Source organism: Planktothricoides sp. SR001, from assembly GCF_001276715.1.
Classification (GTDB): Bacteria; Cyanobacteriota; Cyanobacteriia; order Cyanobacteriales; family Laspinemataceae; genus Planktothricoides; species Planktothricoides raciborskii.
The window spans coordinates 59845-80714 of the sequence record NZ_LIUQ01000028.1 but is presented as its reverse complement, the minus strand read 5'-3'; the positions used below and the strand labels follow the sequence as shown (position 1 = coordinate 80714).

Below are 20870 nucleotides of genomic sequence, written 5' to 3'. Positions count from 1 at the left end.
TGGATTCCCGCCTGCGCGGGAATGACTTTTTTTGTACTTCATAACTCTACCAAGTGCTATATCGGATTCAAGACTAGGAAAATCCCCAAGCAAATCAAAAGCAAATCAAATTGTTGTTATCAAATGATGGTTAAGATGGTTAAATCGTTGCCACGAAACAAAACAAAAGTGGCAATGGACTAAGATTCTCCACCTTCACCATCTTGGTCATCTTCACCATCTTGATCGTCTTGATCGTCTTGATCGTCTTGACCATCTTCGCCATTTTCGCCACCTCCTTGAGGACTGGTAGAATTAGGCGCAGTTTGAGTGGTTCCTCCGGTTGTACCTGGAGTGGGAGTGGTCGGGGCTGGGGCAGTGGGAGCACCTCCTTCTTCTCCACCATCTTGAGTGGTAGAAGCTGGGGGAGTTGGTTGTCCTTCTGTCTGACCACCGGGCTGACTGGAACAGGCCGCCACGGTTGTCGCTAGGCCAAGACTGAGAAATAGTGCAACTGCTTTAGATTTCATAGCCAATTTGTGAACGTGATTATTGCTGGTCAGAAGTGATCATAAGGTAATTGTAGGAAACAAATAGTAAAAATCTGGGAAAGAAAGAAACCGGGTTTCGGCGATAACTTTGGCGGAAAATCGATCTTGGGTTCGGGCAAAGCATTCGGGTAATTATGTTAACGGTGAAAACCCAGAATTAACTGCCCGTAGGCGAAGCCTTCTCGAAGAGTATGCTTTGCCCCTACAGCGGAAAACCGATCTTGGGTTCGGGCAAAGCATTCGGGTAATTATGTTAACGGTGAAAACCGAAAATTAACTGCCCGTAGGCGAAGCCTTCTCGAAGAGTATGCTTTGCCCCTACAGAGGTGTTCGCTGTAATTAAGAAACCCGGTTTCGGCCCGATCGCTTTGGTTACGGGAGCGGTATTTTCACCTGAAAGCAACTTCCTTGACCGAGTTGGCTGTGTACGGTGATGTCGCCGCCATGAGTCTGGGCGATGGTTTTGGCGATCGCCAGTCCCAAGCCCGATCCTCCTTGATGTTGGCTTCTGGCTTGGTCGGCCCGCCAAAAGCGATCGAATATATGGGGCAATTGGTCGGGGGCAATACCAATGCCGGTGTCTTCAATGCGAACTAGGGCATGAGTGCGGCTGCGCTGCGATGAGACGGTGACGGTGCCCCCAGATGGGGTATATTGCAGGGCATTGGCTAATAAATTAGTAAATAAGCGACATAGTTGAAAGGCATCTGCATAAACCTCCAGGTTAGGGATAAGTTGAGATTGCAGTTTGAGGTTTGCCTCCTCTGCCCGATCGCTGTACAAATCTACCAAGTCTTCTAATATTTCATCGAGGGCAATTTGTCGCCATGCCGCGCGATCGGGGGCTTGGCGATCCATGCGAGTTAACAATAGCAAATCGTCAACCAGTTGGCTCATTTGGGCTGACGCAGAGGCGATCGCCTTCAGCTTGTCCACGTCAGCAGGATGAACTCGTTCTGGGTGACTTTGCATCACCGCGATCGATGCCCGAATTGCCGTCAATGGGCTTCGCAATTCATGGGAAGCATCCGAGGTAAATTGTTTCAGTTGCTCAAAACTTTGCAAAATTGGCTTGAGTGACTCGCTCACGAGCCAAAAGCCGCCCACTGTCACCAGTCCAGAAACAATCGCAACTCCAGCCATTAACCCTTGCTGAAACCGACGCAACTCAGCGTTTAACAAATCCATTGATTTGGTGGCTCGCACATAGCCTAATAATTGCTCTGGTTTTGATTGCTCTGATTTGGCCGCCGCATAAACCGGCAAAATGAAACTACGAATATTTCCCTGTTCAATAATTTGTCCTTTTGGGGATACAATTTTCGGCAAATAATTTTTGGGAAAAAAGTTCCCTTCCCGCACCATTAACTCTTGTTTGCGATCGAACCATTCGACCCCTTGCTCGGTCGATATCAGTGGATTCGGCACAAAATCTGGAATGGACTTGGCTTGATATTTATCCATCAGTTGAGATAAGCTAATGGGCAGAAAATTGCCATCAGCATCCCTGGGAATATATCCTTTATATTCTTCTTCTGTGGTTAGTTCTTCATATTCATGTTCAATAATTTCTAAGGTGCTGGCAGATGCAGCCGCAATCTGACGCAAAGATGCATTTAATTGTTGATTGCGATCGCGGGCAACCAGAGCATAAACCGCCGTAGAAAATGCCCCTAAAATCGTGGCAATTACCAATAAATACGACAGCAGCAGCCGAGTTTGTAATTTGCTAAACTGTCCGTTAGATATTTGCTTAGATATTTGCTTAGATATTTGCTTAGATATTTGCTTAGATATTTGCTTATACCATTTACAAAAATTCATCCCACAGCCCCTAACATTCTTCGGGTGGGCAAAAATATTCACCCCACCTTACCATATATGATGGTGGATTTTTGCCCACCCTACAATATAAATACTTAGAGATTTGCTTAGAGATTTGCTTAGAGATTAACATTGAGTCGATATCCCAAACCATAAACGTTTTCAATAAAATTTGCCGGGGCTCCAGCCGCCTTCAGCTTTTGGCGCAAACTGCGTAAATGCACTTTAACGGTTTCTTCTCCTGGCATATCTTCAAAAGCCCAGACTCGTTCTAAAATTACACTACGGCTGAGAACGCGACTGCCATTTCTTAAAAATAACTCTAACAAAGCGTATTCTTTCGGTGTTAAAGTTAATGGTTTATCTTCGTAGATTACCTGACATTCATTGGGATTTAGCCTTAATTTTCCCCACTCCAAAATCGGGGAAAATTTCACCGTTTCCCGCCGCAAAAGCGCCCGAATTCTCGCTAACAATTCTGGCAAATCAAATGGCTTGACCACATAGTCATCAGCCCCCACATCTAATCCTAACACTTTATCGCTGCTAGTATCTCTGGCTGTTAGCATCAAAATCGGGGTTTTATTTCCGGCGTTTCTTAGCTGCCGACATAAGGAAATTCCATCGAGTTTGGGCAACATTAGATCCAGAATAATTAAGTCAAAAGCATTGGTTTCCGCAAAAGTCAACCCCAATTCACCATCGCTGGCAATTTCTACTACATAGCGGCGATCGCTCAAAGCTTCGGCGATCGGCCCTGAAATCCGCACATCATCTTCAATTAACAGGATTTTCATAAGCGATAATTTTCACAGGAAAAAGAAACCGGGTTTCTGCGATAATTTTGACATAAAAGCAGAAAGAAAAGAAACCGGGTTTCTGTGGTGCTAATGTAGGGGCGAATGGCCATTCGCCCCTATTTTGCCAAAAATAAACCCGTTTTCTGGATCCTTTCAATAAGAAACCCGGTTTCTGACGAATCGGGTTTATTCTGGTGAGTTATAATTTAGTTGACAAATTACAAAAAACACTATGACTGAAATCACCCTAGACGAAACTAAACTGAAAGAATTACTCAAAGCGGCAATCGTTGAGTTACTCCAAGAACAACAAGAAGAGTTTTCGGAAATTTTAGCGGAAGCCCTAGAAGATATTGCGATGAAAAATGCGATTAAAGAAGGCGAAAATAGTGAGACAGTCAGCCGCGATGCTATTTTTAAAAGACTCCATAACAAACCATGAAAATTGAGGTTTAAAAAAGTTTTGAAAAAGATTTGCTCAATATTCTTGATGCCGATTTATATCAATTTTAAAACCTATACAATTCCAAGGTTTATTTGGGCGAAAAAAACGTAGCAGCCAAATTGTATGAATTTTTGTAAATGGTATTACCAATTTGAAAATAATCCAGAGTCGGTTTTAACCGACTTCCGCTATTAGCCGGGGGTTTTAACCCCAGGCGGTTTATGTACCCCCGCAATTAACCGACGATTGCGGGGATTAAAATTCGGCGGGGATTAAAATCCGGCGGGGATTAAAATCCCCGCCTGTAGGGGTCAACGGCCGTTGACCCCTACAGTCGGTTAAAACCGACTATTTTACCAATTTTAAAACTATACAATTCCAAGGTTTATTTGGGCGAAAAGGACGTAGGGCCCAAATTGTATGAATTTTTGTTAAACTCAATAAAATAAAACGGGTTTCTGCTATCCAGAAAAGAAACCGGGTTTCTGTGGTGAATATATAGGGGCGAATGGCCATTCGCCCCTATATTGCCAAAAAGAAACCCGGTTTCTGAAACCCCACTGCTATCCAGAAAAGAAACCGGGTTTCTGTGGTGAATATGTAGGGGCGAATGGCCATTCGCCCCTACGTTTTCAAAAAATAAACCCGGTTTTTACCCGTTTTTTGGGTTTATTTAGGCACCCCAGAAGTTAAAATATCATGGCCTTCCGCAGTGACTAAAACATCATCCTCAATCCGAATACCAATCCCTCGCCAACGGTCAGGGATTTCTGGTTGCCCTTCCACGGGTTTTGTGGTCGGCCCGATATAAATTCCTGGTTCTACCGTCAGCACATTTCCTGGTTGTAAAGGATAGGGATTTTCGCCATATTGATAAACCCCTACATCATGCACATCTAGACCTAACCAATGACCAGTCCGATGCATATAAAATGGTTTATATTTTTCCTCTTTAATAATTTCTTCTATGTCCCCCATTAAGAGTCCTAAATCTAGCAATCCTTCTACTAAAACTCTGACCGCTGTTTCATGGACTTGATTGTAAGGATTGCCCGGTTTTACTTGTGCGATCGCCTTTTCTTGGGCTTCTAAAACAATGTCATAGAGGATTTTTTGTTCGGGAGTAAATTGGCCATTTACCGGAAAAGTACGGGTAATATCTGCATTGTAATAATTGTATGCACAGCCCGCATCAATTAACAATAAATCCCCGTCTTGGAGTTGGCGATTGTTTTCCACATAGTGCAAAACACAGCTATTTGGCCCAGAGGCAATAATCGAAGGATAAGCAGGGCCATTGCCGCCATGTTTGCGAAAAATATAGTCCATTTCCGCTTGAATTTCATATTCATAGCGTCCCGGTTTAGCAAATTCGCGGGCATGGTTATGGGCTTCTACGGAAATAGCCGCAGCTTTTCGCATTAATTCTAATTCCGCCATACTTTTAATTTGGCGCATGGGGTTAAGAATTGTGCCAGAGTCTTGAATGGCGATCGGGCCTGTGCCCCGCTTGGGATAAGTGGTCATTAACCGTTGCCAAATTTTGACAATGGTTTCATTAAAATTGCGATCGCGGCCAAAATGATAATAAATGCGATCGGCTTCCAGCAAATATTGGGGCAATTTTTCATTTAATTCCGTAATGGGATAAGCTTCATCAGCCCCATAACGTTCTTTAGCCCCTTCCACCCCAGCGCGATATCCCGTCCAGACTTCTTTATCCGGGTCTTTTGGTTGGACAAACAGGACAAAACGGTGCTCTTTATGGTGTGGCGCCAGCACAATTACCGCGTCGGGTTCATCAAACCCGGTCAAATAGAAAAAACTGCTATCCTGCCGAAAAGTATATTCCACATCATTGTGCATCACCGCCAGGGGCGCACTATGAAATATAGCAGTTCCTTGGCCGATTTTTTCCATCAATTGCTCGCGACGCTGACGATATTCTATAGCTACCATAGGATGAGATTATAAATTGAATCACAAACTAATCATAAACTAAAATTTAGTTGCTCCAGTTTACAAAATCCACTCCTAATCGTGAAAAAAAACCCCGTTTCTTCTATAACTCCCGGTTTCTCGTCCAGATTTTGCGATCGATATCACCGATCAAAGTGCTAAAAATCACCAAGTTAGCTGATATAACTCAACCACTCAAGAGCAAAATTATGTTATATAGGAAGAAATTGATTTCCCAGGGTGCGTGTTTGTATGATGATTCATAAATTAGTCCAGTCAGCATTTATGACTGGGGTTATGAGTGTGGAGTCCGAAGCACTTATTCGCCAAGTCTTAGCTTGGAAAGTCTACCAGCCTTCAGATTTAAAAGCCCTGCATAACTTGTATCAAGCCATCAACAATGGCGCGATACAACGCGAGGCTAATGGCATTTTTAATCTTCAATTACCGGCGATTTAGCAAGGTTAATTAAACCGTAATTAACCTAATTCGGGTGGGCATTCTCCACCCTGTTTTTTTGGTAATGAATTATAGCAATTGTCTGATTTATGAGGTACAAAAAAAACTGTCATTCCCGCGCAGGCGGGAATCCACTACGATTAACATAATTCGGGTGGCCATTTTCCACCCTGTTTTTTTGGCAATTAATTATAGCAATTGTCTGATTTATGAAGTACAAAAAAACTGTCATTCCCGCCTTCGCGGGAATCCACTACCGGCGATTTAGCAAGGTTGATTAAACCGTAATTAACATAATTCGGGTGGGAAATTACCGCCCTGTGTTTTTGGGAATTAATGATTGATTAATCATTGACGCATAAATCAGCAAATCCCAAAAATTTTACCCCTTGGGGACTAGGTTCAAACCGACAGGGTAATATTTCCATACCACAGGCGATCGCCTCTCGTAACTTAGCACCATAAACCGGATCGATGCTATCCCCAGGGGCAAAATGAGTGCAATCATTGCGGTTAATAAAATATAAAGTCACCGCCCGTCCCCCGGCAGCGACAATTCCCATTAACTCCTGTAAATGTTTCTGTCCCCGGGTCGTCACCGCATCAGGAAACCGGGCAATATTCCCATCAGCCCAAGTCACATTTTTTACCTCTACATAAATAGGAGAATTACCTGAATTTCCGGTCAACAAAAAATCCACACGACTGTTATTATCCTGACCATAACGTACCTCTGGCTTCACCGTTGTATAATCTCCTAACTGGGGAAAAATGCGGTTTTCTAATGCCAGCTTAATCACCTGATTGGGTAAACTCGTATTCACCCCCACCCAGGTAGCTTGGTGCTGATTTTTTGCCTCCACCAACTCCAAACTATAAGCTAACTTTCTCTTAGGATTATCACTGCGGGAAACCATCACCCGAAACCCAGGTTCTGATAATCCCAACATTTTCCCAGGGTTAGCACAATGGGCGGTAATTTTTTCGCCGTTTGTCAATTCAATATCAGCCAAAAAACGTTTATAGCGTTTAATCAGAATACCGGGAAATAAGGGCGGAAACGGGTAAATAAAATCGGTCATTATCAGGATAATTTTATTGATTGATTGGTTGATTATATCACAAAATTTTCCAACCCAGAAACCGGGTTTATTTTTGGGGGTTCAGAAACCGGGTTTCTTTTTGGGGGTTCAGAAACCGGGTTTCTTTTTGGCAACAACCGTTAACTGTTTTTTGCACCACAGAAACCCGGTTTCTTTTCTCCACGAAAAACCCGGTTTCTTTTCTCCACGAGAAACCCGGTTTCTTTTCTCCACGAGAAACCCGGTTTCTTTTCTCCACCACAGAAACCCGGTTTCTTTTTGAGGTTCAGAAACCGGGTTTCTTTTTGGCAAAAACAGTTAACCGTAATTAGCACCACAGAAACCCGGTTTCTTTTCTCCACGACAGAAACATCGAGAATAATTTTCATGGTTCGCCAAACAGGGTTTCGTCAACTCGGATGGGTTGGCGTGGTTCGATCGCAATTTCGCCCGGTTCGATCGCGCTGAAGTGTCGATCAAAGACGGCAGTAAGCCACTGGCCCTCGTTGGGAAAGTTTCCAGGTTGGAGTTCTGGGGCTGGTTTGTGGGGGGTTGGGTGCAGTTCGCGATCGAGCATCTCGAATAGTTTTTGTTTGTCAGTCTAGTGCTGTATCTAATATTTTACCTTCTGGAAACATGGCTGAGACAATTTCCCAGCATCAGGTGTCGAAGTTTACCAGAATTAGTGGAGCAAAAGCCCCTAAGTATTGTACAATAATGTTGTACGAGTTATCTAGCAAAAATGATGTTAAGCAAAGAAACCACTTATTCTCAAGCGAGAATGAATTTAGCCACTATTTTGGATCAAGTTTGTGATGAGCGTCAGATTGTGGTCATTAAGCGTCGCAATGAGAAAAATGTGGCGTTAATTGCCGAAGATGAGCTAGAAAGTTTATTAGAATGTGTCTATTTACTGCGATCGCCCGAAAATGCGAAACGGTTATTTCGTGCTTTAGAATGGTCAGAAAATAGCACCGCAACTCCTCAAACGGTAGCTGAATTAAAAGAGGAGTTAGGAATTGAGTCCTAAAAAGAAAAAACCAGGCAATGAAAACCCTAATAATCATATTTCAGGTTATTTTCCTGTATTTAGTCCCGATTTTAAAGCCGATTTAGCTTGGTGGTATCGCACTGAACCCAAAAAAGGGGATAAAATCCTAGATTTAGTCGCAGATATCCTTGATGGTGAACCATTTACCGGGTTAGGAAAACCTGAACCGCTAAAATATATTGCCGCAGATACTTGGTCAAGACGTATTGATTTAGAGCATCGTTTAGTTTACAAAGTAACAGGAAATAAGGTTTATTTTTTACAAGCACGTTATCATTATCAATCAGATTAAACAGTGAGGTTCAGAAACCGGGTTTCTTTTTGGCAACAACCGTTAACTCTAATTACCACGACAGAAACCCGGTTTCTTTTCTCCACCACAGAAACCCGGTTTCTTTTCCCCAACCCAGAAACCCGGTTTCTTTTTGGGGTTTCAGAAACCGGGTTTCTTTTTGGCAACAACCGTTAACCGTAATTAGCACGACAGAAACCGGGTTTCTTTTCTCCACGACAGAAACCCGGTTTCTTTTCTCCACGACAGAAACCCGGTTTCTTTTCCCACCCAGAAACCGGGTTTCTTTTTGGCAACAAAAGTACAGGTAATTACAGCGGTTTTTAGATTAATAAACCACAACCGGCGGGGATTGAAATCCCCGCCTCATAGCGCAAGTCGGTTAAAACCGACTCTTGATGCTTATATTAAAAGAATTTTAGTCGGTTTTAACCGACTTTCGCTATTAGCCAGGGAATTTATTCCCTGGCGGTTAGGTTTACTCTAGGAAACCCCGGTAGCACCACAAAAACCCGCTTTCTCACTCCCCTAACAACGCCCGAAATCGACTATCCCCGCGAATCCTCTCAAAGTCCTGGTCAGTTTTCGCCATCTTGCGATATCTTGAATCTAACGAAATCGCCCGTTGTAAGTTTTGAACCGCTAAATCTACATCCCCTTGTAACCCATAAAGACAAGCAATATTATAGTAAGCGTTGGCATAATTAGAGTCCAACTCTAAGGCTTTTTGGTAACTCGCTATTGCTTCCTCATAGCGACCTAAAATATGGAAAGCATAACCGCGATTATCCCAAATATTAGCGTCGTCGGGTTGTAACTTTAAGGCAGTTTCATAACTAGAAAGTGCCGCTTCTGCATCCCCAGAATTGTATTGTGACGCTGCCAAATAATTCCAATATTCGGCGTTATCTGGTTGCACTTTTACCGCCCCTTGAAAACAACGCACCGCCCCTTCATAGTTTTCTGCTTCCCACAGCGCCTTGCCTTGTTTATAAAGCGCCTTTCCCCCATTTCCCCAAATCATCGAGGCAGCATCCGGTCGCAGTTTCACCGCTTTCTCCCAACAGGACATCGCCTCCTCCTCCCGTCCCTGCTGTACCAGGGATAAGCCTTCGGACAGTAAACTCAAGGGATTTTCCGACCCCTCACAAGGCGAGGCTAAGGGGGCATCCATCTCCAACCGCAGAAAATGCACCCCTCCAGAAGTATCCCCCGCCACCACCGTTACTCCATCCGGTTTCATTGCACAACTTTTAAAGCCAACCTCACCTCCAAATGTTGCCACTATCCTTCCCGTGAGTAAATCCCAGAGTTTAAGGGTTTCATCCAAGGATGCGGAAAGCGCTTGTTTGCCCGAAGGGGTGATGGCCACTGCTAGTACCGAGCTACTATGCCCTCTAAGGGTGGCCAATTCCGACCCGGTAGCCAAATCCCAGAGTTTCAGGGTTGTATCATCAGATACGGAAAGCGCTTGTTTGCCATCCGGGGTGATGGCTACTGCTCTTATCCAGAAACTATGCCCAGTGAGGGTGGCTAGTTCTGAACCGTTGGCTAAATCCCAAAGTTTCAGGGTGTTATCCCAGGATGCAGAAACCGCTTGTTTGCCGTCCGGGGTAATGGCCACTGCCCATACCGAATCACTATGCCCCGTGAGAGAGGCCCGTTCCAAACCTGTAGCCAAATCCCACAGTTTGAGGGTTTTATCCACAGATGCGGAAACCGCTTGTTTGCCGTCTGGCGTGATGGCTACTGCTAGTACCGGGCTACTATGCCCCCTGAAACTGGTAACTTCCAGCCCCGTAGCCAAATCCCAAAGTTTCAGGGTGTTATCCCCGGATGCAGAAACCGCTTGTTTGCCGTCTGGGGTGATGGCCACTGCACTTACTCCCTTACCATGCCCTCTCAGGGTGGCCAATTCCAACCCCGTAGCCAAATCCCACAGTTTCAGGGTTTTATCCAAGGATGCGGAAACCGCTTGTTTGCCGTCTGGGGTGATGGCCACTGCCCATATCTCCTTACTATGTCCACTTAGGGAGACCCGTACCGACCCTCTGTCCAAATCCCAGAGTTTGATGGTGGTATCATCAGATGCGGAAACCGCTTGTTTGCCGTCCGGGGTAATCGCTACTGCATTGACCAAGCTACGATGCCCAGTCAGGGAGGCCAGTACCGACCCCCTCTCCAAATTCCAGAGTTTGAGGGTTTTATCCACAGATGCGGAAACTGCTTGTTTACCGTCCGGGGTGATAGCCACTGCATTTACCTCATCACTATGCCCTCTGAAAGTGGCGACTTCCGCTCCGGTAGCCAAATCCCAGAGTTTGAGGGTGGTATCATCAGATGCGGAAATCGCTTGTTTGCCGTCTGGGGTGATGGCCACTGCATTTACATCATCACTATGCCCTCTGAAAGTGGCGACTTCCGCTCCGGTAGCCAAATCCCAGCGTTTGAGGGTGGTATCATCAGATGCGGAAATCGCTTGTTTGCCGTCTGGGGTAATAGCCACTGCACTTACCCCGCTACTATGCCCAGTCAAAGTGGCGACTTCCGACCAGGTAGCCAAATCCCAGAGTTTGAGGGTGGTATCATCAGATGCGGAAATCGCTTGTTTGCCGTCTGGGGTGATGGCCACTGCATTTACATCGTCACTATGCCCAGTGAGGCTGCCCAGTTCCGACCCGGTTCCCAAATCCCACAGTTTCAGGGTCTTATCCCAGGATGCAGAAACCGCTTGTTTCCCGTCCGGGGTGATGGCTACTGCATTTACCACGCTACTATGCCCTCTGAGGGTGGCCAGTTCCGACCCGGTAGCCAAATCCCACAGTCTCAGGGTCTTATCATCGGATGCGGAAACCGTTTGTTTGCCGTCCGGTGTGATGGCTACTGCCCATACCCAGTCACTATGCCCTCTGAGGGTGGCCAGTTCCGAACCCGTAGCCAAATCCCATAGCTTTAGGGTTTTATCATCGGATCCAGAAACTGCTTGTTTGCCGTCCGGTGTGATGGCGACTGCATTGACCGAATCACTATGGCCGGTGAGGGTGCGAATTAGTGGCCCGCCTGGGGGGGTAAGGTTGGCTGCAAGGGGTCGAAACCAGGGTTTTTCCTGCTTTTGTTTGGCTTGTTCCAGTAAAGCGACTATTTCAGGCCGATCAAAGGAGAGCAACCGCCCCCAAAGTTGCCCCGCCAGTTGGGTTGTATCCTCTTCTAAAACATGAGCCGATCGCCGCAACGCTCCAGCGATTAATTCCAGGGTTTCCCTCTGTTCCAGGTTCAGCAATACATCCGATTTTATCGCCAAATTGTAATCTTCAATTAAGGCTTGCACCCCAAACTCCGCCAGTTTTGCTTGGATAAAGTCAAAATCGGTCAGCAATTGGTGCAGCCGTGCGGTTTGGGCGGTGTTGACGAGATCACCGGGCAGAGTGTCCAGGGCAGAACGTCGCTTTTCTGGGGAGAGGTTTTTGAGTCGATCGCTGAAGTCGGTCATAAGTCATCGCTAGGGGGTGAAGTAGGATAAAGCATCTGGTCTTAGTCCCTAATATAATGAATTAAGCGCAATATTGAGGAGGAAATTCTATGACAACAAAACCACTAGAAATCGAGGGAACTTGGGAAGAAATTGTCAGCCATGCCGATGCCTTAGCGGGATGCCAAGTGCGGGTGACAGTTCTCTCTAATCCAACCCAGTCGCCATCTCCAGACAATCCTGCCCCTTTTCGTCCGGCTTCCGGTCGGTCTTTTCTCAGACACGCTGGAACTTGGTCTGGTGATGATTTGGAGGATTGTCTAAAAATGGTTTATGAGACTCGTCGCCCTGTGTTATTTAGCTAATTATTCTCCTCATCATTCTCCATACAAACCCTGCCAAAAATTATCAGTTTTTCGTAGGTTGGGTAGAGCGAAGCGAAACCCAACGCACTCGGACTCTACAGCAATTTTCTTTCTTCCTGAACCACGATCGGGCGAAGCATTCCGGTATTCAGATTAATATTTTCAGCAATAATTTATCTGCCGGAATGCTTCGCCCCTACAGGTGTTTGTGGTTTATTCACTAGACAAGAATGCAAAATTCTTAAAAGCCGATTGGCCCTTTTAAGGGGGGTTGGGGGGATTGATCTATTTATTTTGCAAGAGGTCTAATAGAAAATGTACGCTTGCTTTGGTTGGATTTTTGTTGGGTTTCCTGCGTCAACCCAACCTACTAATTATTCTCATCTTTTCCATATAAATCTTCCCACAAGTTATCCGCGATCGCCTGTTCAATATCCCGCAAAGATATCCCCGCCTTTTGTACCGTTCTCTTATTGAATAAAAAGTCCTGAAAACTCTTGTGGTAAATACTATAAACCTCCTCATTCTCCACAGACAGATGGCGTAAAAATTGCTCCCATTCATCCAAAACATCCTGCACCGTTAACGGGTCTTCCTCAGCAAAATACGCCAACAAATCGCAGGACACAGGCTTACGAGTTTTGGACAATAAATAGATAATTTTTAACTTAGTCCGAGGTAACGGCTTAGTCATCATTCCCATACGTTGCCAATGTTGCTCATAATATTGTTCCAAACCCTTGGGCAAATTTGCCAAGTTCAAATCCGCATATTTTCCCTTCTCAATATCCCACTTTTCAATATCATCGAGAACATACTTTAAATACATAAAATTATTCTCGCTATTCTCTGCCAATACTTCCGTAAATTTCGCCTCTGTCACCCCTTGGGCAGTTAGCCAGCGTTGGATCGGTTCTCGTTGGCAGCGATACCGAATAAACCCTTGAATATCCGCTAAATTCGCCTGATAATATTCAGGGGACATCATATCAAACTCCTGCTGCGGTGCCGATACCACAAAAGGCAAAGGCTTCGGGCGTTTGGTCAGGATAAAATAGACCCCATTGGGTAAAGTTGCCGGGAGATAAAGCACATTTACCCCCGGACTTTGGGTGTTTAGATCCACCTCATCCAAGGCATCCACCGCAATCACTAAACGGTCAGTTTTTGCCGCCGCTTCCGTTAATAACTTACTCAAAAAATTGCCATTGCGGGTATTATCCGGATGCAGGGGCAAGTCATAAGCTAACCCATAGCGAGAAATCAGTTGAGCGCAAATACTTTTAATAAAATCATCGGTGCTGGTGCGGTTTTCTGAGAGGATATTAAAATAAGCCAAACATCCGGTTTGCTGCACATATTGGGCTAACAACGCACTCTTACCTACTCCGGGTTCAGCTTCTATGATAAAATAACCCTTGGCTTGTTTATGGCAAAATTTCTGAATTTCCTCAAACACAAATTCTCGGCCAAAAAATTCCTGGGTTTTTTCCTGAATAAAAGCCGAAAAATCCGCCGGAACGGGACTCGTCCCTTTTAAGGTTTTCAGCACTTGATTAAACCGTTCATCTAACCCCTGACAAGAGGCGATAAATGTATCCACACCCTCATCAATTCTCACCCGAATTTGCTGGTGTTCCCGATCGATATTGCCGACTTTCCCGCCAATTTCGGTGAGCAAATCGTGGGCTAAGGTACGAAAAACCACGTCATTATATTTAATTTCTAAGCGGAAATAATGCACTAGCATTGGTAAATATAAACCTTGAAATGCCCGCACTAATACCGGAGGGGCTTCTCGCAACCATTGATGTTCTTGTTCTAGGCGCTGCGTCAATTGTTTGGCAATTTCCTGCTGTTGAGGTTGCCCCAAACCGCCCTCAACTCCCGGAGACTGCCCCGCCTCCACCATGCCTAGTATCACTTCACCATCTTGCTTTAGCTGATTTATCCGTGCAAGAATTTGCGGCTGAGTCCCTTCCCACTCTGGTGTACCCTGACAATAGCCGCAAATTTTTTCTAAAGCCCGGTGGTGGGCCTTTAGCAGGGCTTGTTCAATGTGGTCCTTTTGTTCCTCGGCTTTCTTCTGTGCCCACTGGCGAATATCGCCGACTGCTTGCTTCGCTACAGGGCCAGCAAATAACATTAAAATATCAACTAGCATGACTTAACCCTCACCTCAACGCACCTTAAACCTTTGATTAAATATTCTAATTCTATTGCGTCCCTAGGTTGAGAAGCCCAGAAACCGGGTTTATTTTTGGCAGCCCAGAAACCGGGTTTCTTTTTGGCAACAACCGTAGGGGCGAATGGCCATTCGCCCCTACATTAGCACCACAGAAACCTGGTTTCTTTTCTCCACGACAGAAACCCGGTTTCTTTTTTGGGTACAGTCGGCTCAGAAACCGGGTTTCTTTTGTGAAAACAACCGTAGGGGCGAATGGCCATTCGCCCCTACATTAGCACCACAGAAACCCGGTTTCTTGAGGTTTCTTGGAGTTAACTGTGAGGTTCAGAAACCGGGTTTCTTTTGTGAAAACAACCGTAGGGGCGAATGGCCATTCGCCCCTACATTAGCACCACAGAAACCCGGTTTCTTTTCTCCACCACAGAAACCCGGTTTCTTTTCTCCACCACAGAAACCCGGTTTTTTTTCTCCACGACAATTACGCTATAATTAAATTAACTTACTTAACCAAACCATGAATACAACTGAATTACGCCAAAAAATCACCAGCCAAGTGAATCACCTCTCACCGGAAAGACTTGCCCTCGTGAGTGAGTTTCTCGACTCCCTAGAAGCAACCGAACCAAATAAAGCATCTTCCTTGCGAAAATTGCCCCCGCTAAAAAGAGGTAAAACCGCCAAAGATTTACTAAAATTCGCCGGTACTTGGCAGGGGGATGACTTGGAAGAGTGCCTTAATTTCGTTTACGAAACTCGCTCAGAAACCCAGTTTTAATATCATGTCTTATTTACTAGATACCAATCACTGTAGCTATATTATCAATGGCAACATTCAAGTAATTAATGCTTTAAATACTCGTGAGAATGACACAATTGCCATTAGCATTATTACCTATATTGCTTTATATGGCTGATAAGTCCGAGAAAAAATCAGAAAATATCACGGCATTTGAGGTTAACTGTGAGGTTCAGAAACCGGGTTTCTTTTGTTAAAACAACCGTAGGGGCGAATGGCCATTCGCCCCTACATTAGCACCACAGAAACCCGGTTTCTTGAGGTTTCTTGGGGTTAACTGTGAGGTTCAGAAACCCGGTTTCTTTTTCGCAACCCAAATTATCAATGGTATAACTATATGATTTTGCCGATTATAGATGCGATCGCTTCTCAGGGTTCATTCCTTTCTAACCAGTCAGCGATGTTAGTAGCAATATCTGGAATTGATGCATCGGGAAAAGGCTATTTAGCGGAAAAAATTGTCAGTATGCTACGACAAAGAAATCTCCGAGTAGCCAGTATTAATATTGATGGCTGGCTGAATTTACCCAACCAGCGATTTAGCCAGAACAACCCCGCAGAACATTTTTATCATCATGCTATTCGCTTTGATGAATTATTCACTAAATTAGTCTTCCCACTCCGCCAGTTTCGCTCAATTTCCCTGGAAATGGATTATGCCGAAGAAACCGCCAGAAAATATCGCCCGCATCACTACGAATTTGCCGATATTAATATCATTATCTTAGAAGGAATATTTTTATTAAAAAAAGAGTTTCAATCCTATTATGACCTGTCTTTTTGGGTGGAATGTAGCTGGGAAACTGCCTTAAACAGAGCTATTCCGCGATCGCAAGAAGGATTATCTCCCGAAGCAACAATTCATGCTTATCAAACCATCTACTTTCCCGCCCAAAAAATTCACCTAAAACGAGACAACCCCAAACAAGCGGCTACGGCAATTATTGATAACGATTGCGACGATATCTTTTTGATCGAATAAGTGGAAAAATAATTTATCTAAATTAGCAGAAAATACTGATAGATTCCCGCATTCGCGGTAATGACACATGACTAAATAGCAGAAAATACTTATAGATTCCCGCATTCGCGGGAATGACATATGAGAAATAAAACTTTTCTGGGTGAAAGTGGCGATGAGAATAGAGGGGAAAATTTAGGGGCGATCGCGGTTGAAATTGCTTCATGCTATAATAGACTTATACCACTGATTAAAACCGCCATAGAAACTGCCATGATTGCCGTAAGATCCTCCGACTACATCAGCCCAGAAGAATACCTCGATCGCGAACGCCATAGCCCCATCAAATATGAATATATCGATGGCGAAATGTACGCAATGGCTGGCACCGGAGGTATCCATAATATTATCAGTGGCAACCTTTATGTGTTGTTACGCAGCTACCTTAAAAGTACATCCTGTCGCACCTACTTTGCGGATCTCAAAGTGAACATTGCCCAGGGAAAATGCTTTTTCTATCCCGATTTAATTGTCACCTGCGATCCTCACGACGATCCCAGCCGTGCTTATGTGGAATCGCCCAAAGTCATCATAGAAGTTTTATCAGAATCCACCGAATCTTTCGATCGGGGGAAAAAATTCCAGTATTATCGGACAATTCCCAGCTTACAAGACTATATTCTGGTCAGTTCTCAAGAATATTTAGTCGAAATATTTCACCGGATGGAAAATAATCTCTGGTTGCTACAAACCTATCAAGGCTTAGAGGCGATCGCCCAGATCGAAAGCCTTGCCATTGATGCGCCCCTGGGGGAAATTTACGCCACCCTAAACCTCAGCCCCCAAGCTGACACCCCTGAACCGGAAGCCGAAACAGGCGATCGGGCGATCGAGCGATCGTGACCCTGACCCTTATGTCAAAGGCAAATTCACTTTAACAATTGTGCCCACCCCTTCTTGACTAGAAACCGTGAAACTGCCGCCATAGATATCCACAGATTTTTTCACAATTGCCAGTCCCAGGCCATTTCCGGGAATCTTGCCCACATTTTTGCCGCGATGAAACAACTCAAATAAATGCTTCTGATCTTCTAAAGGAATGCCAATACCTTGATCTTCGACTTCCAAACAGACCGCATTATCTTCTGGGTATAATCTCAAATAAACCGGGGTTTGATTTGGGGAATATTTCAGGGCATTTGACAATAAATTATTCAAAATATGCTCCAATAACTTTTCATCGATTGGCCAAAGATTATCTTCACATTGATTCACTAGAGAAATTCTTCTGATGGGACTGCTTAACTCTAGATTTTCTAATAAATCATCACAAAAATCAGCCAGATTAATTAGTTTTCTTTGCACGACTAACTTATTTGAATCGGCTTTGCCTAAAATCAGCAAATTATCTAACAGTTCCAATAAATTTTCTACGGATTTATGAATTTGCTCAATATACTTTGAAGTTTTAGGTTCTGAAACGTTTTGGAGATTAAACTGCAACAATTCTGCCGCTGAGAGAATCACTGTCAGTGGGTTTCTAAACTCATGGGAAGTCATTGACAGAAAGTTAGATTTCAGTTCGTTGAGTTCTCGTTCTTTCTGCAAGGCGATTTCCATTTCTTTTTCCAGCCGTTTTCGTTCAGTGATATCTCTACCTATATATACAAATTTATTTTCATTGTCGATTTTAATCAATGAACAATTAAATAAGACGGTTAAATTTAACCCGGATGGTTTCTTATAACTAACCTCCAAATTATTAATAGTTTGAATGGTTAATAGTTCAGGAAAATAATTTTGAACGGGCAATAATTTAACGTCTTTAAAGAATTGGTAAATAGGTTGATCGATGAGCCTATCTTCACTGATTTCTAATAAGTTTTGGGCGGCGTGATTACACTCTTCAATAATTCCCGAAGCATTGGTGACAAACAAGGCATCTGCCATGTACTTGATAATATATTGAAGGTAATTTTTATAAACCGATAAATTTCGATTGACTAAGGTCAGATCGTTGGTAATTTGAACATATTTCCTTTCTAAGACACTTTGTTGGGTGACATCTTGGAAAAAAATCACCAAATGATAATTTTCGATCAATTCATCTGTTTTCGGAATCGCATAAAAGTTGAAATACAAAGGTTCCCCGCTGGCAGTTTCTCGGCAAATAGCCATGAGTTCCAGTTGTTCTTGATGCCCCGCGAACAAAGTTGACAAAATATCTTCAAGTCCAATCAACTCTGGAAAGTAAATCCGGCTATCCTGTCCGACTTGCACCTCACCGGGATGTTCCGCAAATCGGTTAATCCCAGGAGAATGGTCTAAAATATTGAATTTACGATCTATTTCAATAAATTCTAAACTTTGTACGCCTAATATTTTTCCGAATAAATGGTTCATTCTGATGTCTCCATAATTTTCGCAGTCAAAGTCTGAAAAATTTCATCAACATTTTTCCCGGTTTTGGCTGAAGTATTATAGATAGCGCTGATTTTTTCCGAGTCCAGTTGATAACTAGCCATCATTTTGGCAATTTTGACTTCATCAAGTAAATCAGACTTATTCAAAGCGACGATAATTTGCCCTTTCGGGTTCATAGACAAAAATAACTTAATATGATCTTGAATATGCTCAATCGTTTCTGAACGAGTCAGATCCGCCACAATAATCACGCCTTTGGATCCTTGCAAATAAGTCGGGGCGATCGCCTTAAACTTGGTACTACCTTCTAAGTCCCAAATCAGCAATTGTACCTGGACATTTTTTTTCCCGCCTACTTCCTCTAAGTCTACATTTTTGCGAGAAATTTTCACCCCGACCGTAGAGAGATATTGATCGCTAAATTGGCGATCGACAAACCGACGAATTAAACTGGTTTTACCCACATTGAAGTCACCAACCAGGCAAATTTTTTTAGAAATCATAAATATAACAAAGAAGTGAACAAATCTGATGCTTTAACAGCACGGTAATTTTGGAATTTAGCGATCGCATTGCCCCTGGTATATGCCCCTTTTATATATCATCCCTGGTCTTGAGTCATCCTGAGATCGTCATTTAAATCGCCATAGAAATAGCTCATCCAAATTATGAGACCCGTTCGCGCTGGGCAAAAATTTTCCGCTTAGGAAAATGATTGCTGAAAAAGCTTTTGCGACCAATGGGTGAGTATAGCGCGAAGTTGTTCCAAACCTACAGGTTTACTAATATAATCGTCCATCCCGGCATCAAGACATAGCTGCTCATGGTGACTCACGGCGTTAGCGGTCATGGCAATCACCACAGGACGACGGATGATTTGAGTGGCTTCTAGGCGATCGGCAGTCCAGCGACGGCGGATCTCTTGGTTGGCCTGATATTTATCTAGGACAGGCATTTGGCAATCCATTAGTACCACATCATAAGGCATCTGTTGCAAACGCTGAATCACTTCTGCGCCATTTGTCACCACATCGGCAGTATATCCCAAATTTTCCAGCAGCTTCAACGCCACTTTCTAATTTACCACATTATCTTCAGCAAGTAAAATTTTTAATCGCTGACCTTCAACTTTGTCGGTTTGTAGACCTGTAAATCTTGAGAAATCAGGGGAATCAATCTATCGATCTCTTTAACTACAGGAGTTTCTAAAGCCTCGACGATCAAATCAAACAATCGAGAAGCTTTCACCCGCTTGACTGAATCGGCGAAAAAACCTAGATCCAGGCATTGTCTGGCCAGTTCCTGCTGCTGAGTCGATCGCATCAAAATTAGCGGAATTGAAGCCAACCGGGGGGTTTCTTTAATGGTCTTGCCGAATGCGACTCCATCTACCCCAGAAATTTCCGCATCAATTAAGATCAAATCATACAACTTTTCTGGGGAACTATGAGAATAGTTTTGCAAAAAGTTCCAGGCTGCTTCGGCGCTATTCGCTTCAGTAATTTTCACTTGCCAATCGCTGAGGGAATTGCGAATCATATAACAATGATTGATATTGTCATCTATCACTAAGAGATGAATTCCTTTGAAAGGCGAAGCAATTTTTACCGGAACTTGAGAATATGTCTGTTTGGCAAAAGGAAGGGTTAACCAAAAGTCAGATCCGCGTCCCACCTGACTGTTCAGCCCAATTTTTTCTCCCATGAGGGTGACTAATTGTTTGCAAATCGCTAGACCCAAACCCGTCCCCCCATATTGGCGAGTGGTGCTGCCATATAACTGAGAAAAAGGCTTAAATATTTTGCCAATATCCGTTGGCAGAATGCCAATAACCGTATCACTGACAACCAAATAAATCACGACGCTATTGTCATTTTTTTATTGCATTTTTACCTGAATATTTCGCATTTTTGAGTAAAATTAATAGGATTACAAATTAAATTAATTAAAATTTGTTCAAATCGCTTTATCCACAGAGATAGGGATCTGATTAGGAAGACAAAAATTGATTCATAGTTTTTTATCTGCGGTTATATATAGCTAACAATTATAAAAGATTTTACAAGCAAATAGATAAATCAAAATTTACCTGCTACAAATTAATTTGACCGGCTTCTTTGGCCAGATATAAAATTTCATTAATCAACCCTAAGACTGATTCGCTAGGTTATTTTGGCAAAATCACGCTGATCCGGTGTCAATGGAGTCATTAATAACAGTTATGT

25 protein-coding genes are annotated in these 20870 nt (G+C 43.7%); 12 read left to right on the top strand and 13 right to left on the bottom strand.

Annotation, left to right across the window (positions count from 1 at the left end; genetic code table 11):
* Positions 1-179: 179 nt before the first annotated feature.
* Positions 180-509 carry a hypothetical protein gene (locus AM228_RS16975; protein WP_054467364.1) on the bottom strand — a complete coding sequence of 110 codons (330 nt, stop codon included), beginning with the start codon at positions 507-509 and terminating at the stop codon, positions 180-182.
* 109 nt (positions 510-618) lie between these two features.
* Between AM228_RS16975 and AM228_RS16970 the strand changes: the two genes are divergently transcribed.
* Entirely contained in the window at positions 619-807 is a 189-nt protein-coding gene (locus tag AM228_RS16970) for a hypothetical protein (protein WP_054467361.1), read from the top strand.
* A gap of 95 nt (positions 808-902) precedes the next feature.
* On the opposite strand, the gene AM228_RS16965 is transcribed toward AM228_RS16970, so the two are convergent.
* Both AM228_RS16965 and AM228_RS16960 read right to left on the bottom strand, forming a co-directional pair.
* On the bottom strand, positions 903-2354 hold the full coding sequence (locus tag AM228_RS16965) for a cell wall metabolism sensor histidine kinase WalK (protein ID WP_082348919.1): 1452 nt from the start codon (positions 2352-2354) through the stop codon (positions 903-905).
* A 119-nt stretch (positions 2355-2473) separates the two neighbouring features.
* Positions 2474-3151, bottom strand: coding sequence for a response regulator transcription factor (locus tag AM228_RS16960; protein ID WP_054467359.1), 678 nt, complete (start codon positions 3149-3151; stop codon positions 2474-2476).
* A gap of 235 nt (positions 3152-3386) precedes the next feature.
* Between AM228_RS16960 and AM228_RS16955 the strand changes: the two genes are divergently transcribed.
* Complete coding sequence (locus AM228_RS16955) at positions 3387-3596, top strand: hypothetical protein (RefSeq protein ID WP_054467357.1); 210 nt, start codon at positions 3387-3389, stop codon at positions 3594-3596.
* A 672-nt stretch (positions 3597-4268) separates the two neighbouring features.
* Here AM228_RS16955 and AM228_RS16950 read toward each other — a convergent pair.
* Positions 4269-5558 carry an aminopeptidase P N-terminal domain-containing protein gene (locus tag AM228_RS16950; RefSeq protein WP_054467354.1) on the bottom strand — a complete coding sequence of 430 codons (1290 nt, stop codon included), beginning with the start codon at positions 5556-5558 and terminating at the stop codon, positions 4269-4271.
* A gap of 252 nt (positions 5559-5810) precedes the next feature.
* Here AM228_RS16950 and AM228_RS16945 point away from each other — a divergent pair, with 252 nt between their 5' ends.
* Positions 5811-6017, top strand: a complete 207-nt coding sequence (locus AM228_RS16945; RefSeq protein ID WP_313890646.1) for a hypothetical protein — start codon at positions 5811-5813, stop codon at positions 6015-6017.
* A gap of 344 nt (positions 6018-6361) precedes the next feature.
* On the opposite strand, the gene sfsA is transcribed toward AM228_RS16945, so the two are convergent.
* The 3 genes from sfsA to AM228_RS16925 all read right to left on the bottom strand — a co-directional run bounded on the left by sfsA (position 6362) and on the right by AM228_RS16925 (position 7676).
* Positions 6362-7099, bottom strand: a complete 738-nt coding sequence (sfsA, locus tag AM228_RS16935) for a DNA/RNA nuclease SfsA (protein WP_054467350.1) — start codon at positions 7097-7099, stop codon at positions 6362-6364.
* Positions 7100-7239: 140 nt separating this feature from the next.
* On the bottom strand, positions 7240-7488 hold the full coding sequence (locus tag AM228_RS16930; protein ID WP_054467348.1) for a hypothetical protein: 249 nt from the start codon (positions 7486-7488) through the stop codon (positions 7240-7242).
* Positions 7485-7676 carry a hypothetical protein gene (locus tag AM228_RS16925; protein ID WP_054467346.1) on the bottom strand — a complete coding sequence of 64 codons (192 nt, stop codon included), beginning with the start codon at positions 7674-7676 and terminating at the stop codon, positions 7485-7487. Before AM228_RS16925 ends, AM228_RS16930 begins: the two co-directional genes overlap by 4 nt.
* A gap of 165 nt (positions 7677-7841) precedes the next feature.
* Between AM228_RS16925 and AM228_RS16920 the strand changes: the two genes are divergently transcribed.
* From AM228_RS16920 to AM228_RS32890, 3 genes are read left to right on the top strand one after another with little or no spacing between them, the layout of a single operon-like run.
* A complete protein-coding gene (locus AM228_RS16920) occupies positions 7842-8129 on the top strand; it encodes a type II toxin-antitoxin system Phd/YefM family antitoxin (protein ID WP_197285331.1) in 288 nt (95 codons plus the stop codon).
* Positions 8119-8442, top strand: a complete 324-nt coding sequence (locus tag AM228_RS16915; RefSeq protein WP_054467341.1) for a Txe/YoeB family addiction module toxin — start codon at positions 8119-8121, stop codon at positions 8440-8442. The genes AM228_RS16920 and AM228_RS16915 overlap by 11 nt, the downstream gene beginning before the upstream one ends.
* Before the next feature lie 29 nt (positions 8443-8471).
* Positions 8472-8753 carry a hypothetical protein gene (locus AM228_RS32890; RefSeq protein WP_156331853.1) on the top strand — a complete coding sequence of 94 codons (282 nt, stop codon included), beginning with the start codon at positions 8472-8474 and terminating at the stop codon, positions 8751-8753.
* 209 nt (positions 8754-8962) lie between these two features.
* On the opposite strand, the gene AM228_RS16905 is transcribed toward AM228_RS32890, so the two are convergent.
* Positions 8963-11932 carry a tetratricopeptide repeat protein gene (locus tag AM228_RS16905; protein WP_054467337.1) on the bottom strand — a complete coding sequence of 990 codons (2970 nt, stop codon included), beginning with the start codon at positions 11930-11932 and terminating at the stop codon, positions 8963-8965.
* A gap of 89 nt (positions 11933-12021) precedes the next feature.
* Here AM228_RS16905 and AM228_RS16900 point away from each other — a divergent pair, with 89 nt between their 5' ends.
* Complete coding sequence (locus tag AM228_RS16900; protein WP_054467335.1) at positions 12022-12276, top strand: hypothetical protein; 255 nt, start codon at positions 12022-12024, stop codon at positions 12274-12276.
* A gap of 370 nt (positions 12277-12646) precedes the next feature.
* On the opposite strand, the gene AM228_RS16895 is transcribed toward AM228_RS16900, so the two are convergent.
* Entirely contained in the window at positions 12647-14440 is a 1794-nt protein-coding gene (locus AM228_RS16895) for an ATP-binding protein (protein ID WP_054467333.1), read from the bottom strand.
* A 145-nt stretch (positions 14441-14585) separates the two neighbouring features.
* On the opposite strand from AM228_RS16895, the gene AM228_RS16890 reads away from it, so the two are divergent.
* The 5 genes from AM228_RS16890 to AM228_RS16875 all read left to right on the top strand — a co-directional run bounded on the left by AM228_RS16890 (position 14586) and on the right by AM228_RS16875 (position 17124).
* A complete protein-coding gene (locus AM228_RS16890; RefSeq protein ID WP_054467331.1) occupies positions 14586-14957 on the top strand; it encodes a hypothetical protein in 372 nt (123 codons plus the stop codon).
* A 21-nt stretch (positions 14958-14978) separates the two neighbouring features.
* Positions 14979-15239 (top strand): hypothetical protein, encoded by a 261-nt coding sequence (locus AM228_RS16885; RefSeq protein WP_054467329.1) that lies wholly within the window; start codon positions 14979-14981, stop codon positions 15237-15239.
* A gap of 4 nt (positions 15240-15243) precedes the next feature.
* On the top strand, positions 15244-15378 hold the full coding sequence (locus tag AM228_RS36245) for a type II toxin-antitoxin system VapC family toxin (RefSeq protein WP_255353214.1): 135 nt from the start codon (positions 15244-15246) through the stop codon (positions 15376-15378).
* A 219-nt stretch (positions 15379-15597) separates the two neighbouring features.
* Positions 15598-16242 carry a uridine kinase gene (locus AM228_RS16880; RefSeq protein ID WP_054467327.1) on the top strand — a complete coding sequence of 215 codons (645 nt, stop codon included), beginning with the start codon at positions 15598-15600 and terminating at the stop codon, positions 16240-16242.
* 120 nt (positions 16243-16362) lie between these two features.
* On the top strand, positions 16363-17124 hold the full coding sequence (locus AM228_RS16875) for a Uma2 family endonuclease (protein ID WP_231636836.1): 762 nt from the start codon (positions 16363-16365) through the stop codon (positions 17122-17124).
* 9 nt (positions 17125-17133) lie between these two features.
* Here the strand turns inward: AM228_RS16875 and AM228_RS16870 are convergent, their stop codons facing one another.
* The 4 genes from AM228_RS16870 to AM228_RS16855 all read right to left on the bottom strand — a co-directional run bounded on the left by AM228_RS16870 (position 17134) and on the right by AM228_RS16855 (position 20505).
* Positions 17134-18624, bottom strand: coding sequence for an ATP-binding protein (locus tag AM228_RS16870; protein ID WP_054467325.1), 1491 nt, complete (start codon positions 18622-18624; stop codon positions 17134-17136).
* Positions 18621-19154: a Rab family GTPase gene (locus AM228_RS16865; protein ID WP_156331852.1), complete on the bottom strand. Its 534-nt coding sequence runs from the start codon at positions 19152-19154 to the stop codon at positions 18621-18623. The genes AM228_RS16870 and AM228_RS16865 overlap by 4 nt, the downstream gene beginning before the upstream one ends.
* Before the next feature lie 194 nt (positions 19155-19348).
* The gene (locus AM228_RS16860) at positions 19349-19717 is read right to left on the bottom strand and encodes a response regulator (protein ID WP_054467321.1); all 369 of its coding nucleotides are present in this window, start codon (positions 19715-19717) and stop codon (positions 19349-19351) included.
* A 38-nt stretch (positions 19718-19755) separates the two neighbouring features.
* A complete protein-coding gene (locus AM228_RS16855; RefSeq protein ID WP_054467319.1) occupies positions 19756-20505 on the bottom strand; it encodes an ATP-binding protein in 750 nt (249 codons plus the stop codon).
* Positions 20506-20870 lie beyond the last annotated feature (365 nt).